At 68.1% G+C, this 13,989-nt stretch carries 13 protein-coding genes; 10 read left to right on the top strand and 3 right to left on the bottom strand.

Annotation, left to right across the window (positions count from 1 at the left end; translation table 11 throughout):
- The first annotated feature begins 6 nt into the window (after positions 1–6).
- The 3 genes from ACFOSH_RS37970 (at position 7) to ACFOSH_RS37960 (ending at position 2,046) form a co-directional block, all read left to right on the top strand.
- Entirely contained in the window at positions 7–594 is a 588-nt protein-coding gene (locus ACFOSH_RS37970; RefSeq protein ID WP_378245523.1) for a TIGR03086 family metal-binding protein, read from the top strand.
- A gap of 217 nt (positions 595–811) precedes the next feature.
- Complete coding sequence (locus ACFOSH_RS37965; RefSeq protein ID WP_378245521.1) at positions 812–1,432, top strand: SRPBCC family protein; 621 nt, start codon at positions 812–814, stop codon at positions 1,430–1,432.
- Between the two features lie 32 nt (positions 1,433–1,464).
- A complete protein-coding gene (locus tag ACFOSH_RS37960; RefSeq protein ID WP_378245519.1) occupies positions 1,465–2,046 on the top strand; it encodes an adenylate kinase in 582 nt (193 codons plus the stop codon).
- Here the strand turns inward: ACFOSH_RS37960 and ACFOSH_RS37955 are convergent.
- Positions 2,043–2,522, bottom strand: coding sequence for a GNAT family N-acetyltransferase (locus ACFOSH_RS37955; RefSeq protein WP_378245517.1), 480 nt, complete (start codon positions 2,520–2,522; stop codon positions 2,043–2,045). The genes ACFOSH_RS37960 and ACFOSH_RS37955 overlap by 4 nt on opposite strands.
- A gap of 234 nt (positions 2,523–2,756) precedes the next feature.
- On the opposite strand from ACFOSH_RS37955, the gene ACFOSH_RS37950 reads away from it, so the two are divergent.
- From ACFOSH_RS37950 to ACFOSH_RS37940, 3 genes are read left to right on the top strand one after another with little or no spacing between them, the layout of a single operon-like run.
- Positions 2,757–3,311: a YbaB/EbfC family nucleoid-associated protein gene (locus ACFOSH_RS37950; RefSeq protein WP_378245515.1), complete on the top strand. Its 555-nt coding sequence runs from the start codon at positions 2,757–2,759 to the stop codon at positions 3,309–3,311.
- A complete protein-coding gene (locus tag ACFOSH_RS37945) occupies positions 3,308–3,622 on the top strand; it encodes a hypothetical protein (RefSeq protein ID WP_378245513.1) in 315 nt (104 codons plus the stop codon). The genes ACFOSH_RS37950 and ACFOSH_RS37945 overlap by 4 nt, the downstream gene beginning before the upstream one ends.
- Complete coding sequence (locus ACFOSH_RS37940; protein WP_378245511.1) at positions 3,619–5,865, top strand: WXG100 family type VII secretion target; 2,247 nt, start codon at positions 3,619–3,621, stop codon at positions 5,863–5,865. The genes ACFOSH_RS37945 and ACFOSH_RS37940 overlap by 4 nt, the downstream gene beginning before the upstream one ends.
- 85 nt (positions 5,866–5,950) lie before the next feature.
- On the opposite strand, the gene ACFOSH_RS37935 is transcribed toward ACFOSH_RS37940, so the two are convergent.
- Positions 5,951–10,597, bottom strand: a complete 4,647-nt coding sequence (locus tag ACFOSH_RS37935; protein ID WP_378245509.1) for a DUF7927 domain-containing protein — start codon at positions 10,595–10,597, stop codon at positions 5,951–5,953.
- A gap of 152 nt (positions 10,598–10,749) precedes the next feature.
- Here ACFOSH_RS37935 and ACFOSH_RS37930 point away from each other — a divergent pair, with 152 nt between their 5' ends.
- On the top strand, positions 10,750–11,127 hold the full coding sequence (locus tag ACFOSH_RS37930) for a RidA family protein (protein ID WP_378245507.1): 378 nt from the start codon (positions 10,750–10,752) through the stop codon (positions 11,125–11,127).
- Here the strand turns inward: ACFOSH_RS37930 and ACFOSH_RS37925 are convergent, their stop codons facing one another.
- On the bottom strand, positions 11,128–11,832 hold the full coding sequence (locus ACFOSH_RS37925) for an SDR family NAD(P)-dependent oxidoreductase (RefSeq protein ID WP_378245505.1): 705 nt from the start codon (positions 11,830–11,832) through the stop codon (positions 11,128–11,130).
- Positions 11,833–11,927: 95 nt separating this feature from the next.
- On the opposite strand from ACFOSH_RS37925, the gene ACFOSH_RS37920 reads away from it, so the two are divergent.
- Genes ACFOSH_RS37920 through ACFOSH_RS37910 form a run of 3 tightly spaced genes read left to right on the top strand, consistent with a single transcriptional unit; the run spans position 11,928 to position 13,759 of the window.
- Positions 11,928–12,533: a TetR/AcrR family transcriptional regulator gene (locus ACFOSH_RS37920; protein WP_378245503.1), complete on the top strand. Its 606-nt coding sequence runs from the start codon at positions 11,928–11,930 to the stop codon at positions 12,531–12,533.
- A 57-nt stretch (positions 12,534–12,590) separates the two neighbouring features.
- Positions 12,591–13,175: a hypothetical protein gene (locus tag ACFOSH_RS37915; RefSeq protein WP_378245501.1), complete on the top strand. Its 585-nt coding sequence runs from the start codon at positions 12,591–12,593 to the stop codon at positions 13,173–13,175.
- A gap of 11 nt (positions 13,176–13,186) precedes the next feature.
- Entirely contained in the window at positions 13,187–13,759 is a 573-nt protein-coding gene (locus ACFOSH_RS37910; protein ID WP_378245499.1) for a hypothetical protein, read from the top strand.
- Positions 13,760–13,989: the final 230 nt, after the last annotated feature.

The following is a 13,989-nucleotide window of genomic DNA, read 5'->3' as shown; positions in this document are numbered from 1 at the left end:
GGAACCATGGAAACCAACGAGACCGTGGACCGCTACCAGCGGACACAAGACACCTTCGACGCCGTGCTCGCCGCCGTGTCGCCGGAACAGTGGGACGCGGCGTCGGCGTGCGAACACTGGACGGTGCGCGACGTGGCGGGTCACGTCATCTGGGGGCTGGAGGTGCTGCGCCACCACCTGGCGGGCCAGGAGTACACGGTGCGGAACGGACCTGCGGGCTCCGAGAATCCCGGCGAGCTGGCCGGTGAGAACCCGCTGGCCGGGTGGCGCGAGACCCGCGAGGCGACGGACGCCCTCGTCACCGACGACATCCTCGGCCGGCCTGCCCCGGCGTGGTACGTGGCCAACCGTCCCGACGCGACCGTCACGGACTACCTGGCCTTGCTGACCTTCGACACCCTGGTCCACACCTGGGACGTCGGCTCCGCTGTCGGCGTGGACGTACCCATGGAGCCCGACATCGTCGCGCCGTCGTTCTCCCTGGCCCGGCTGATCATCAGCCGCACGCCGGGCACCTTCGGGCCCAAGGTGAAACCGGCACCGGGCGCCGATCAGCAGACGCGGTTCCTGGCGTTCCTGGGTCGGGTCTCGTGAGTGTTTCGGGTCGTTCTAACGACACTTACCACTCACGACCCACTCGACCGACCACTCCAGCCACAGAGACGCGGCGCTCGTAAGTCCGTGAAGGCCTCCTTGCCCCCATAGAACCGTCCCAGCCACTCGCCGCACCTCTCCTCCTTGACGCGCGCCCGGCTCTCGCTATAGCCTATAACTATAGCGAGAGCCACTAACGCACCCAAGGGGAACCCCCATGCTCGGTCTTCGCACCGCCCTGCTCACCGTCCCGCTGGCGATCGCGGGCGTCCTCGGCTCCACCGCGCCCGCCCAGGCCGCCACTCCCGCGCACGACAGCAAGCCGACTTCACTTACCTGCCAAGGAAGGGGCATCGACCGCGCCGCCAAGGTGCACTACCGGACCGAGACCTTCGTCAAGGCGCCGTTGCGCACCATCTGGGATCTGCAGACCGACGTGGAAGCCTGGCCGTCCTGGCAGAACCCCGCCATCCCCGTCACCATGAAACGCCTGGACCACGGCCCGCTGCGCGAGCGTTCGCGGTTCCAGTGGACGATTCCCGTCCCGCCCGGCATGCCCTACCCGCCCGGCGACGTCACCATCGTTTCCACCGTCCGGCAACTCCAGCCCGGCAAGTGCCTCCGCTGGACAGGCCCGCTGGACGGCCCCGGGGGCATGCACATCGACGGCGTCCACGTCTGGAACTTCGTCAAGGTGCGCGGCGGCGTCATCGTCCGCACCGAGGAGAGCCATACCGGCCCGCAGGTGGACAAGGACGTGCCGGGCTCCACCGCGATGCTCGGCCAAGGCCTCGAAATCTGGTTGAAGGATCTCAAGAAGGCCGCCGAAAACCGGTAGGGCCGGGCCCCTCCTTTCCCTATGCTCCCGGCATGGAGATCATCGGGCCGGACGACGCCCTTCCCGGACGGCGCGTCCGGCGGGCCGCGGTGGCGGGTCCCGCCGGATCCGGGAAGTCGACGCTGGCGCGAACCCTGTGCGAGCGCATGGGGCTGCCGTTCGTCGAGTTCGAGTCCTTCTTCCACGCTCCGGGTTGGACGGTGCGCGAGACCTGGCAGGCGGACGTCCTGGAGTTCCTCGACGGCGACGAGTGGGCCATCGAGTGGCAGGGCGAAGAGGTCCGGGAGCGGATGACCGAACGACTGGACGTGCTGGTCTGGCTCGATCACCCACGGGTCATGACGATGACCCGCACTGTGGTCCGGACGCTGAAGCGCCGTGTCGGGCGCGGCTCGAAGATCGCCGGCGGCAACGTCGAAGGTCCGCTGTACACGTTCTTCACCGATCCCGGGCACATCATCCGGCTCGCCTGGCGCTATCACCCGATGATTCGAGCCCGGGTACACAAGGTCATCGAGGAGAACCGCCATCCGGACCTCGTCATCGTCCGCCTGCGTGGCCAGCGTCAGGTCGACCGCTGGCTCGACGGGGCCCTCGCCCGGAACCTCCGCTAGCGAAGATCACGGACGCGCCACACCACGTCTCCACTGGAACTCGGTTCGATCCGGTCCACTGTGAACCCTTCGCGCTCGTAGAACGCGCCAGCGCGTTCATTGGCCGCGAAATGCTCGATGTACAGCCGCCCGGCGTCCTCTGGCAACTGTCCGATGAGAGCGTCGAGCAGCCGACGACCCAAGCCGCTCCCACGATGACGTGGATGCACGTACAGCTTGTAGATCACGTGGTCGTCGCCGTCGCGGCCGCGCTGCCCGACGCCGACGAGGTGCCCGCCGTCGTCGGCGACCACCACCGCACCGCGAGCAACGGCACCGGCGATGTTCGTCTCGTGCCACCACATCCGGACCTGCTTGGCCGCGGCTTCTTCGCCGATCAACGGCGCGTAATGAGCTCGGACGTGCTCCTCTCCGAAGCCGCAGATGGCCATGACGTCGTCCCGTTCGGCGTTCCGCACCACCGGTCCGGTTCCCATCGCACCGTCCTTTCCCCACACCATGGCCTGATCTGCCACCCCGACCGGACCTTTCGGGCATTCCTTGGCCGCCGGGGTTGTCCGAATACCTACTTGGTGGTAACGATACGGTGCGGATCATGGCACGGCCGCCTTTTCATCGGCTTGGCTCGATGCCAGCGGGGAACGGCTTCACCTTGGAGATCGCGTGAAGCGGCGTGCCTACAACGAATCAGCCGTTACAGGGAGCAAGGCGTGGAGCCGGATCTGAAGCCAGGCGAAGACCTCCAGTACTACCTCGAACGACAAGCCCGTGAAATGCAGGAGAAGGCAACCCAGCTGGAGGAAGCCTTCTCCACCGCCGGCGCCACGGTGACTTCGCCGGACGGTTCCGTCACGGTGACGCTGGCGCCGAACGGCGCGCTGAGCAACATCCAGCTCGGCAGGCGGGCGTGCGCGCTGGGCGAGCCCCGGCTGACGGCGACGATCATGGCGACCGTTCGCGAGGCGCAGAGCAAGACCGCGCGTGCCGTGACGAGCGCGGTGGAGACCATCGTCGGTGACGGTGAAGCCGTCGAGATGATGAAGAGCTTCCTCCCGCCGGAACCGGCTGTCGACGCCTACATCGACCAGGTGAACAAGTTCGCCGAGACCCCCGAGCCGGACGAAGCTCCCCCGCCGCCGCGGCCCTTCACGCCGCCACCACCCCCATCCCAGCAGCAGCCGCCGACGAGGCAGGCACCTCCACCACCACCACGACGTCGTCCGGCCCGTGACGACATGGACGAGGACGAAGGGAACCCCTGGTGAGCGGCGGACAAGACATCCCGGCTGCCGAAGCTTTCGACACCTTCGGCAAGAAGCTGGCCGGGCACGCGGACGACGTGCGCCAAACCGGTGACCTCGTCGGCCACATGGTCGCCGATCCGGGTCTGTACGGAGTCCTCATGGGTCAGATCATCGGCGCGGCAGCTTCCGCTTATTGCGCCGAGACGCGGGACGCCTTCAACAAGTACGGCGAGTCTCTCCAGAAGCACAAGGAGAAACTCGACAAGGCTTACAAGGAATACCAAGCCAACGAAGACCACGCGAAAGAGCAGATCTCGAAGGTCGACCAATGAGCGGCGCGGACACCGGAAAACTCGGTGACAAGAACAAATACGAAGACAACGTCGATTACAAGCCCAACGATTTCTGGCACGATCCGAAAAACCTGATCACTTCCGATGACACCCGCACCAACGGCGCGGGAATCATCAACACGATCGACCAGCTGCAATTCGCCGTCAAGGACAACGACAAGGTGATGCAGGGGATCGCGGGCGCGGGTCTCGTGCTCGAGACCCTCGGCCTGGTGATCGACCCGCTCGGCAGTGTCCTCGCCGCGGGAATCGGCTGGCTCATCGAGCACATCACCCCGTTCAGGATTCCGCTCGACATGCTCCTGGGTGACCCCGAGGGCATCTCGACAGCGGCCGCCGCCCTCGGCAAGGAAAAGGAAAAGATCGAGGGGCTGGCCCAAACCCTGAAGGACGAAGTCGGCAAACTCGTCGACTCATGGAAGGGCAACGCCGCCGACGCCTTCAAAAAGGCCACCGAGGACCTCGCCGCGGGCGTGGACGCGCTGGGCACGTCCCTTGAGTCCGCGAAGAAGACCGTGTCGATCTGCGGTGCCGTCATCGGTGCCGTCCGAGGGATCATCCGCGACCTCGTCTCCGGCGTGCTCGGCGGCATCCTCGCGGGCGCGATCGCCGCGATCGCGGCCATGCCGTTCACGTTCGGCACCTCGATCGGCATCTTCCTCGGCACCGTCTTCGCGACGGTCGCCGTGGCGCTGTCCAAGATCGGTATCCAGATCACGAAGCTGACCAAGGCGATCACTTCGGCGGCGAAGTCCATCAAGAACCTCTCGAAGAGCACCAAGGGTTTGGCCGACGACGCCGCCAGGGCGGTGGACGACGTCGTGCCCACACCTGGTGGTGGTGGTGGCGGACGCGGCTCTGGCAGTGGTGGTGGCTCCGGAAGCGGCTCGGGTAGCGGCTCCGGCTCCGGTAGCGGCTCCGGCTCCGGTAGCGGCTCCGGCTCCGGTAGCGGCTCCGGCTCCGGTAGCGGCTCCGGCTCCGGTAGCGGCTCCGGCTCCGGTAGCGGTAGCGGTTCCGGTAGCGGCTCGGGCAGCGGCAGCAACAGCGCCGACGGCTCCGGTTCCGGTAGTGGTTCCGGCAGTGGCTCGGGCTCGGGCAGCGGCGGCAACGGCCCTGACGGCTCCGGCTCGGGCAGCGGGTCCGGCTCCGGCAGCGGCTCGGGCTCGGGCAGCAACAGCGCCGACGGCGCTGGCAGCGGTGGCCCCGGCGGCCCATACCGCGACAACGGCGACCCCACCTACAACCCCTGGACAGACCCCAAGGCCGACAACGGCGCCGGCGGCGGCCCCGGCAGCGGTTCAGGCTCTGGTAGCGGCTCGGGATCAGGTTCCGGCAGCGGCAGCGGTGGAACCAACAACGCTGACGGCAACGGTGGCACCGGCGGGACGGACAGCGGCGGCGCTGGTGGCTCCGGCGGCCCATACCGCGACAACGGCGACCCCACCTACAACCCCTGGACAGACCCCAAGGCCGACAACGGCGCCGGCGGCGGCTCCGGCAGTGGCTCGGGCTCTGGCTCCGGCAGTGGCAGCGGGTCCGGCAGCAACAGTCCCGACGGCTCCGGCAGTGGTTCAGGTTCCGGCAGCGGCTCTGGTACCGACTCCGGCTCCGGCAGCGGGTCCGGCTCCGGTTCAGGGTCCGGCAGCGGCAGCGGCAGCGGTTCCGGCTCCGGTACTGACAGCGGCAGCGGATCCGGTTCCGGCAGCGGCAGTGGTTCAGGTTCAGGTACCGACTCCGGCAGCGGGTCCGGCTCCGGTTCAGGGTCCGGCTCCGGCTCCGGCTCCGGCAGCAACAATGCCGACGGCTCCGGCTCCGGATCAGGCGGAACCAACAACGCCGACGGCAACGGCGGAACCGGCGCTCCCCCCAAGGACGACAAGTCCTGGCTGTTCAACAGCAAGGAAAAGACGCACGACCTGTTCATGGACGGCGCGAAGAAGTACGCCAACGAGCACCCGGGCTCGATCAACCAGTACCAACTCGATGCCTTCGACAAGAAGATGAACGAAATTCTGAAGGTCATGGACGGGCCGGCGGGGTGGGCCGACAACAAGGAGTTCACCAAAGTCGTCGACGTCATCAAGCACATCACCGATCCGAACCACAACGGTTATGCGCTGATCACGAAGGGCACGATCGACATGATCCGCGGAGCGGTGCTCCCCGGCGTAGCGGCCGGAGGAGGCTTCTCCGACGAGTCACGCGGGAACAACGCTCCCTGATCCGGAGTAGAACGAACTGAGCCCGGTGCGGGTGTCCACACAGGACACCCGCACCGGGCTTTTCAAAGTCACACCGCGTTTCCGCTCAGCGGCGAGCCCGGCGACGCGCGTACCGCAGCATCCACGCTCCGGCCAGCAACGCGGCGAAAGCCAGCGCCAGCAGGTCACCGGTGTGCGAACCGGTGGAGGCCAGCGGTCCCGTGCCGGGCGGCCGGACCGGAGGCGTCGGGCCGACGGGCGGAGTCGGATCGACAGGCGGCTTGCCGGGAGTGACCGGCGTTTCGGTCGAGCAGCCGGGTTCGTCCGGGGTGAGGCAGTTCGCGCCGGGAGTGGTGGACGTGACCGTGTTGCGCAGCTTCCCTTCCCCGGCTCCGGCGGTGACCGAATACGTCACGACGACCTTCTGCCCGACAGCGAGCTTTCCGTGCCAGCGAAGCAGTTTTCCGCTCAGCGCGACGGATCCGCTCGTGGCCTTCGCGTCGCCGTTGTACGTCGCTCCACTGAGGACACCGGCCAAGTCGTCGGTCACGACGGCATCTTCATACTCACCAGTGCCGGTACTGGTGATGGACAGCGTGTAGGTGACCTTGTCGCCGGGAGCGACTCCGCTCGACGGCGACGCCGTCTTGGCGATGACCATCGAGAGCACCGGGGTGCGGGTGGAACAGGCGGGATCCCGCTGCCCTGACGGCGGGCAGTTGGTCCCCTCGTCGCTCGACACGGCGTTGTCCAGGAAATGGTCCCCTCGAAGGGGTTTCGCCACGGTGACCGAGTAGGTGATGGTCGCCGACGCACCGGCGGCGACCGTGCCCGTCCAGGTCAGCTTCGGCGCCGTGTACGCCACGGTGCCCGCGGTGGCCCGCGCGTCGTCGTTGTAGGTCGCGTCGTCGAGGACCTTGGTCAGGTCGTCCGTGAACGAAGCACCGGGATACGGCGCCTGACCGGTGTTGCGCACGACCACCGTGTACGTGACCTTGCCGCCCGGTGCGGCCACCGCCGGGGCGGCCGACTTCGTGATGCGCAACGCCGGGGTGGGCAGCTCGTTGCGGCAGTCCGGGTCCTCCGAGCCTTCTTCGCAGTTGGAGCCCGTACCGGTGACCACGTTGACCAGGCGTTTGTCGCCCTTGTTGGTCACGACGACCGAGTAGGTGACGGTGGCCTTGTCACCGGGCGCGAGAGAGCCAGTCCAGGTCAAGGTCGGCGGGGCGACAGCGACCGTCACCGCCCCGGTGTCCGCCTTCGCGTCGCCGTTGTAGGTCGCGTCGTCCAGCACACCGGAAAGGTCGTCGGTGAACGACGCGGCGGGATCCGTTGCCGCGCCGACGTTTTCGACGGTAACGGTGTAGGTGATCGTGTCGCCGGTCTTGACCTCCTCCGGCGTGGCCGTCTTGCGGATCTTCAGCGACGGCACCGGTGTGACCGTCCCGCAGTCCGGATCCGCCGAGTCCGGCGGGCAGTTGCCGTCCGGGGTGCCGACGACGGCGTTGGAGAGCTTCTTGTCGCCGCCGGGCGGGCGGTTCACGGTGACGGAATAGGTGATGGTGACGGTGGCACCGGCCGCGACGTCGCCGGTCCAGCTCACCACCGGGGCCTCGTAGCCGGTGGTGCCTCCGGTCGCCGTGGCGTCGTCGTTGTAGGTCGCGTCGTCGAGGACACCGGTCAGGTCGTCGGTGATCCGCGCTCCCGGGTACGCCGCGGTTCCGGTGTTCTGGACGCGCACCGTGTAGGTGAGCCGCTCGCCCGGCCGGGGAGCGGCCGGTGCCGCGGTCTTGGCGATCCGCAGGGCCGCGACCGGGGTGACGGCGGAACAGTCCGGGTCCGTCGAGCCGGGCGGGCAGGTCGAGTCGTCGGTGCCGGTCACGGCGTTGCGCAGCGTCCGGTCCCCGGTGGGCGGCTTGTTCACGGTCACCGAGTAGGTGATGGTCACCGTGGCGCCCGCCGGAAGGTCCGCCGTCCAGGTCAGCTTCGGCTCCGCGTACGCGACGGTGCCCGCGGTGGCCCGCGCGTCCCGGTTGTAGGTCGCGTCGTCGAGAACACCGGTCAGGTCGTCGGCGAACCGGGCGTCCCGGTAGACGCCGCTCCCGGGATTGCTCGCGGTCACGGTGTAGGTGACGACCTGGCCAGGCTTCGCGCTCGCCGGTGCCGCGGTCTTGGCCAGCACCAGTACCCCGATCGGGGTTTCGGTCGCGCAGTCGGGGTCCGAACCGTTTTCCGGGCAGGTGGAGCCGTCCGGGCCGACGACGACGTTGGTCAGCCGCCGGTCCCCGGCGGGCGGTTTGCCGACGGTGACCGAATAGGTGACCGTCACCGTGCTTCCCGCGGCGACGTCCCCGGTCCAGGTGAGTTTCCGGCCCGGCTCGTCGAAGGTGGTGGCGCCCGAGGTGGCGGAGGCATCGCCGTTGTAGGTGGCGTCGTCGAGGACGCCTGTCAGGTCGTCGCTGAACGAAGCTCCCGGGTAGGCCGCCGGGCCGACGTTGCGCACCTTCACCGTGTAGGTGACCTTGTCCCCGGGCATGGCCGAGGCCGGGCTCGCCGTTTTCTTGATCTCCAGGGCGCCGATCGGGGTCTCAGTGCCGCAGGCCGGGTCGGTACTTCCCGGCGGGCACGTCGAGCCGTCCGGACCGGTGACCGCGTTGCGCAGCACCTTGTCCCCGGCCGGCGGCGTGCCGACCTTCACCGAATAGGTGATGGTGACGGTCTTCCCGGCAGGGATGTCGCCGGTCCACGTCAACGTCGGACTGTCGTAGGCGGGTTGCGCCGGAGTGGGCGTCCCGTCGGCGGCGGCGACGGCGTCACCGTTGTAGGTGGCGTCGTCGAGGACACCCGACAGATCGTCGGTGAGGGTCACCCCTGTCGCGGCCGAACCGTCGAGGGTGCGGGCGGTCAGGGTGTAGGTCACGACGTCGCCGGGTTTGGCCGTTTCCGGGGCGGCCGACTTCGTGATCACGAGCCCGTTGATCGGCTCGTCGGTGCCGCAGGCCGGGTCCGTACTGCCTTCGGGACAGGTCGAGCCGTCCGGGCCGACGACGACGTTGGTCAGCCGCTTGTTCCCGCCCGGCGGGTTCGCGACTGTCACCGAATAGGTGATCGTGACCGTGCTGCCCTTCCCGACGGCACCGGCCCAGCGCAGGGTCTTGCCGGTCCCGGAGTAGGTCACGACGCCGGTGGTCGCGGTGGCGTCGCTGTTGTACGCCGCGTCATCGACCACATCGGACAGATCGTCGACGGCGGTGGCGTCCGTCCAGTCGGCCGTGCCGTCGTTGGTGAGCTTGACCGTGTAAGTGACCTTCTGGCCGGGCATGGGCTTCTTCGGCGCGCTGCTCTTGACGATCTTCAACGTCGCCACGTCGACCCGCGCGGCGCAGTCCGGGTCCTTCCCGCCCTCGGCGCAGTTGCTGTCCGGCACGGTCACGACGTTGTCGAGCTTCTTGTCGCCGCCCGGTGGCGAACCGATCGTCACCGAATAGGTGATCGTCACGGACGCGCCGGGGCCGAGGTCGCCGGTCCAGGTCAGCCGTTTCCCCGCGGCGTCGTACTGGGGTTTCGCCAGCTCGGCGCCGTCCGACAAGGCCTTCGCGTCGTCGTTGTAGGCGGCGTCGTCCACCACTCCGGACAGGTCGTCGGTGACGACCGTCCCGGGCGCCGTCGCCGTACCCTCGTTGGCGACCGTGACCGTGTAGGTGACCCTGTCGCCCGGTTTCGCGTCGGCCTTGTCCGCCTTCTTGGCGACGACGAGCCGTTTCGTCAGATCCGGGGCGATAGAGCAGCTGGCCAGGTCGGTGATGGGCCAGGTCCCGCCGGATTCGGAGCTGATCCGGCCGACCTGGTTGGTGTGCGCGTTGCCGCCGGGCACCTGCCGGGAAACTCCCGTGCGCGGATCGACCTTGTACAGCGCGCCGCCGTAGTAACCGAGGTAGATCGAGCCGTTCAGGAAGGCCATGCCGTAGTTGTCGAAGCCGTTGGACGAGCCGGGGCCGGTGACCTTCACCGCCTGGGTGGTCTCGCCGGTGTCCGGATCGAACCGGTAGATGTAGCTCTGTCCGCCGTAGACGATCCCGTAGTACACGCCGCCGGAGGAGTCGACGAACAGGTCGGGGACGAGCGATCCTCCGGCGAACACGGGGTCGTTCGCCGGGACGGGCTTCAGCGTGGAGCCGCGGGAGAAGGTCTTCGTCGCGCCACTGGCCAGATTCATCGCGAACAGCACCGGCGCCCCGCCGTTCTGCGCGCCGTAGAGCATCCCGGTGGCGGGATCGGCGCCGAGTCCTCCCCAGTTGGTCCCGGCGGGGAGCTTGCGGGATTCGCCTCCGGCGATTTCGTCGGTAACGGTGTTCGTCCCGGACACGTGCTTGTAGAGCGTGAGATTCCCGGTGGTGTAGCTGGAGTAGAAGGCGGCGACCCGGCCGGTATCCGGATCCTTGCCCAGCGCCATGTTCGTCGACCAGTAGTCCGGCAGGCCCGCGCCCGCCCGCTTGCTGATCACCGTGTTCTGGATTTCCGCGTCCCCCGCGGCGCCGGCGCGGAACTGCATGCCGGAGCGGAAGTTGCTGTAGTACAGGTGGTCGCAGTCGAACGTCGACGGGTCGTTCTCGCCCTGCACCGGCCAGGTCGCCGCCTGCGCCGTCCCCGTCGTGACGAGGGTTCCGAAAAGGACGGCCAGCACCGCGCCGAACGACAAAACCCGGCGTGACAACGGTCTCGGCACACGGCGCCGACGTTGTGCGACGACCATGAAGAGCCTCCCGGTGGCGAGCGAACTCAGCCCGACGCTACAAGCCGCACCGCCGGCCTCAACTCGAAAGCCGAGGCGCCACCTGAACGTGTTCGATCATGGGTGAGGTCAATTCGGTTCCGCTCCGGCCGCCGCTGTGCTTTCGTTCGGGCATGACCGAGCGGGTGAACATCTCCTCTGGTGGGGACTTCGAGAAGATCTTCGGCTACAGCCGCGCGGTGCGCGTCGGCGACCACATCCATGTTTCCGGGACGACGGCGCGTGAGCCGTTCCGTTCGGGAGACGCGTACGAACAGGCCTCGGCCGTGCTTTCGATCATCGAAACCGCTTTGCGGGAAGCCGATTCGAGCCTGGCCGCGGTGGTGCGCACGGTCACCTACGTGACCGACATCAAGGACGCGGACCTGGTGGCGCGGGCGCACCGCGAAGCCTTCGGCGACGTGCTGCCCGCGGCCACCATGGTCGAGGTCACGGCGTTGCTCGACCCGAAGATGAAGGTCGAGATCGAGGCGTACGCCATCGAGAAGTAGCTACCTCCCGAAAGACCCGACCAGCGCTTCGGGAGCCTCGCGCGTCGAGTAGAGCTTCCAGAAGGCGTCGGCGAAGGCATCCGGGTGGATCACCTCGGGCTCGAAGTCCAGCGGGCTCGAGGTGAGCACCCGATGCGGAACGCTGCCCTCGATCAGCGCGCCGACGTTGACGGCTCCGGCGTAGACGCCCTTCTCCGCGAGCACGGCGTTCAGATTGTGGAAGTAGTTCCGCAGCGCGGCCTGTGCCATGCCGATGTTGCCGAGGAACGGCGCCGGATGCAGACCGGATTGACCGGCGGTGAACAGGATCGCGCCGTCACCGCGCTCGGTCATGTCCGGCAGCACGGCGCGGACCAGCGCCACCGCGGACACCAGGAACCGGTCCAGGATGAGCCGCAGGTTCTCCGGATCGACGTCGAGCACCGGCGCGATGCCCTCCCCCATGTCCCCGCCGCCGGGGTTGAAGGCGACCGCGTCGATCCGGCCGATGGCGGCGACGGCGGCCTCGATCCGCGCCGGTTCGTAGACGTCGGCGACGTACCCCTTCGCTTCGATGCCGTCGCCGTCGAGTTCGGCGACGAGCGCGTCGAGGTTCTCGGTGGTGCGCGCGACGAGGGCGATACGGAAGCCTTCGCGGCCGAAGCGGCGGGCGAGAGACAGCCCCAGCACCGGTCCGGCACCGAAGATGGCGAGCGTCTTGGTCATGGCGTCCTCCCAGAATCCCTAAGTTGAGGGCTCCCTCAACTTCTTCGAAGGTACACACAACTTGAGGCCACCTTCAACTTGACTAGGATGCGGTCATGAGGAAGGACGCCCAGCGCAACCGCGACCTGCTGGTCGAGGCCGCCAGGGGGCTCTACGCGGTGCGCGGCCTCGACGTCGCGCTCGAAGAGATCGCCAAGACCGCCGGCGTCAGCATCGGCACGCTGTACAACCACTTCCCCCAGCGCGCGGATCTGGTGAGCGCCGTCTTCGCCGACCGGACCGAGACCGTCGCGAAACTGGCCGAACACGCGCTGTCCCTCGACGACGCCTGGGCTGGATTGACGTCCTTCGTCGAACGGGTCTGCGAACTCCAGGCCGCCGATCGCGGCTACAACGAACTCGCCTCGACGCGTCCGCCGCAGACCGAGGACCTCGAACGCGGGTACGAACTCATGACCCGGATCGTCGAACGCGCCAAGGAGAGCGGTGCTCTGCGCGCCGACTTCACCCTCGAAGACATGGCCTTCGTGACCTGGGGGATCGCGCGCACTGTGGAAGCGACCGCGGACGTCCGGCCGGAGGTCTGGCGCCGCCATCTCGCCCTGCTGTTCGACGGGATGCGCGCGCCCGCCGCGAACCCGTTGCCGGAACCGCCGATGCTGCCCGGCGAGCTGGCTCGGGTCATGGGCGGCTGCGGCTGAAACCCGCGGGCAACCCAGACCCCCTCCGGAACGTGTTCACCCCGGAGGGAAGGTCCGATGAAGACGAAAGTTCTGCTCGTTGCCCTGCTGGGGGCCCTGTTCGCGACGACGGCCTGTTCCGGGGAGCCACCACCGGCGCCCGTGACCGTCACAGCCACCCCGTCGTCCACCGCGCCTGTGGCGCCTGCCGGACCGGACGCCAAGACGGTCGCCTGGCTCGACGGGGTGTGCGGCACGGTGTACGGCTACATGAAGGCCCATGACGAGTACTCGCGCAAGCAGCGGTCGGGGACGGAAGTGACCCGCGGCGCGATGAAGGAAGAACTCGGGATCCGTGCGGGATTCGCGGGCAAGGTCGTCGACGACCTGACCGCGCTGCCCCCGTCGCCGATTCCCGGCGGTGACGCGGTGAAGAAGTCCCTTGTGGACCGGTACACCGCGGCCAGGGACGCGGCGACCGCCGGGAAGCAGCGTCTGGAGAAGTCCGGGAACGGCGCCGCGATGGACGCGGCGATCAAGGCGATGGACGAAACCCAGAAGCCGGTCACGGACACCCCCGATCTCCTGCCCTCGCTCAAACTCGAGACGCCGGAGCTGATGGCCGCCGCGGCCACGGCCAAGAACTGCGCGTCCCCTCGCTGACCGGAGTCCCCATGAAAACGAAGACACTGCTCGTGTTCCTCGCTGGAGCGCTGTTCGCGATGACGGCCTGTTCGGGCGAGGCGGCTCCCCCGCCGCCGACAGTCACCGTCACCCCGACGTCCACCACATCCCAGCCGGACACCAAGACGGTGGCCTGGCTGGACGGGATGTGCGGCGCGATCTTCGGCTACGTGAAGGCCAGCAACGACCACGCGAGCAAGCAGGGCTCCGGCGTCGAGGTGACGCGCCCCTGGCTGAGCGAAAACCTCGGGGTCCGGGCCGAATTGGCGGGCAAGGTCGTCGACGGGCTGAACGCCCTGCCCGTATCCCCGATCCCCGGCGGGGACACGGCGAAGAAGTCCCTTGTGGACAGTTACACGACGGCGAGGGACGCGGCGGCGGAAGGGAAGCGGAAGCTGGACGCCTCCAAGAGCCAGACCGCGCTGGACGCCGGTCTCAAAGCCCTGGAGGCGGCGCAGAAGCCGCTCACGGAGACCACCGATCCGTTCGCGGCGGTCAAAATGGACACGCCGGAAATGCTGGCCGCCATGGCCGCCGCGAAGAAGTGCGTGCCCACTCCCTGACCCGCTTCCTGCCTCGTGAGTGGCGATGACGGTTCTAACCGTCCTAGCCACTCACGAGGCTTGGACGTGCTCGGTTCCGGGTCGTTGGGCGCTTGAGGTACGTGAAGGCCCCCTTCATTGCGCCTAAGAGGCTGTTGCGTTTTGGGGCGACCTGCTGGTGATGATTTTGGTGTGGGCTGGTGATGCTGGGAGAATCCTGGTGTGGCTATGGGTTTTCGTCCGGTGGATCG

Source organism: Amycolatopsis speibonae (genome assembly GCF_042647925.1).
GTDB lineage: Bacteria > Actinomycetota > Actinomycetes > Mycobacteriales > Pseudonocardiaceae > Amycolatopsis > Amycolatopsis speibonae.
This window is presented reverse-complemented; position numbering and strand designations above follow the sequence as displayed.

Coding starts and splice junctions, on each gene's coding strand:
- ACFOSH_RS37910 (WP_378245499.1), top strand. CDS start 13,187: ATGAAAACGAAGACACTGCTCGTGTTCCTCGCTGGAGCGCTGTTCGCG.
- ACFOSH_RS37915 (WP_378245501.1), top strand. CDS start 12,591: ATGAAGACGAAAGTTCTGCTCGTTGCCCTGCTGGGGGCCCTGTTCGCG.
- ACFOSH_RS37960 (WP_378245519.1), top strand. CDS start 1,465: ATGGAGATCATCGGGCCGGACGACGCCCTTCCCGGACGGCGCGTCCGG.
- ACFOSH_RS37935 (WP_378245509.1), bottom strand. CDS start 10,597: ATGGTCGTCGCACAACGTCGGCGCCGTGTGCCGAGACCGTTGTCACGC.
- ACFOSH_RS37925 (WP_378245505.1), bottom strand. CDS start 11,832: ATGACCAAGACGCTCGCCATCTTCGGTGCCGGACCGGTGCTGGGGCTG.
- ACFOSH_RS37930 (WP_378245507.1), top strand. CDS start 10,750: ATGACCGAGCGGGTGAACATCTCCTCTGGTGGGGACTTCGAGAAGATC.
- ACFOSH_RS37955 (WP_378245517.1), bottom strand. CDS start 2,522: ATGGGAACCGGACCGGTGGTGCGGAACGCCGAACGGGACGACGTCATG.
- ACFOSH_RS37970 (WP_378245523.1), top strand. CDS start 7: ATGGAAACCAACGAGACCGTGGACCGCTACCAGCGGACACAAGACACC.
- ACFOSH_RS37965 (WP_378245521.1), top strand. CDS start 812: ATGCTCGGTCTTCGCACCGCCCTGCTCACCGTCCCGCTGGCGATCGCG.
- ACFOSH_RS37940 (WP_378245511.1), top strand. CDS start 3,619: ATGAGCGGCGCGGACACCGGAAAACTCGGTGACAAGAACAAATACGAA.
- ACFOSH_RS37920 (WP_378245503.1), top strand. CDS start 11,928: ATGAGGAAGGACGCCCAGCGCAACCGCGACCTGCTGGTCGAGGCCGCC.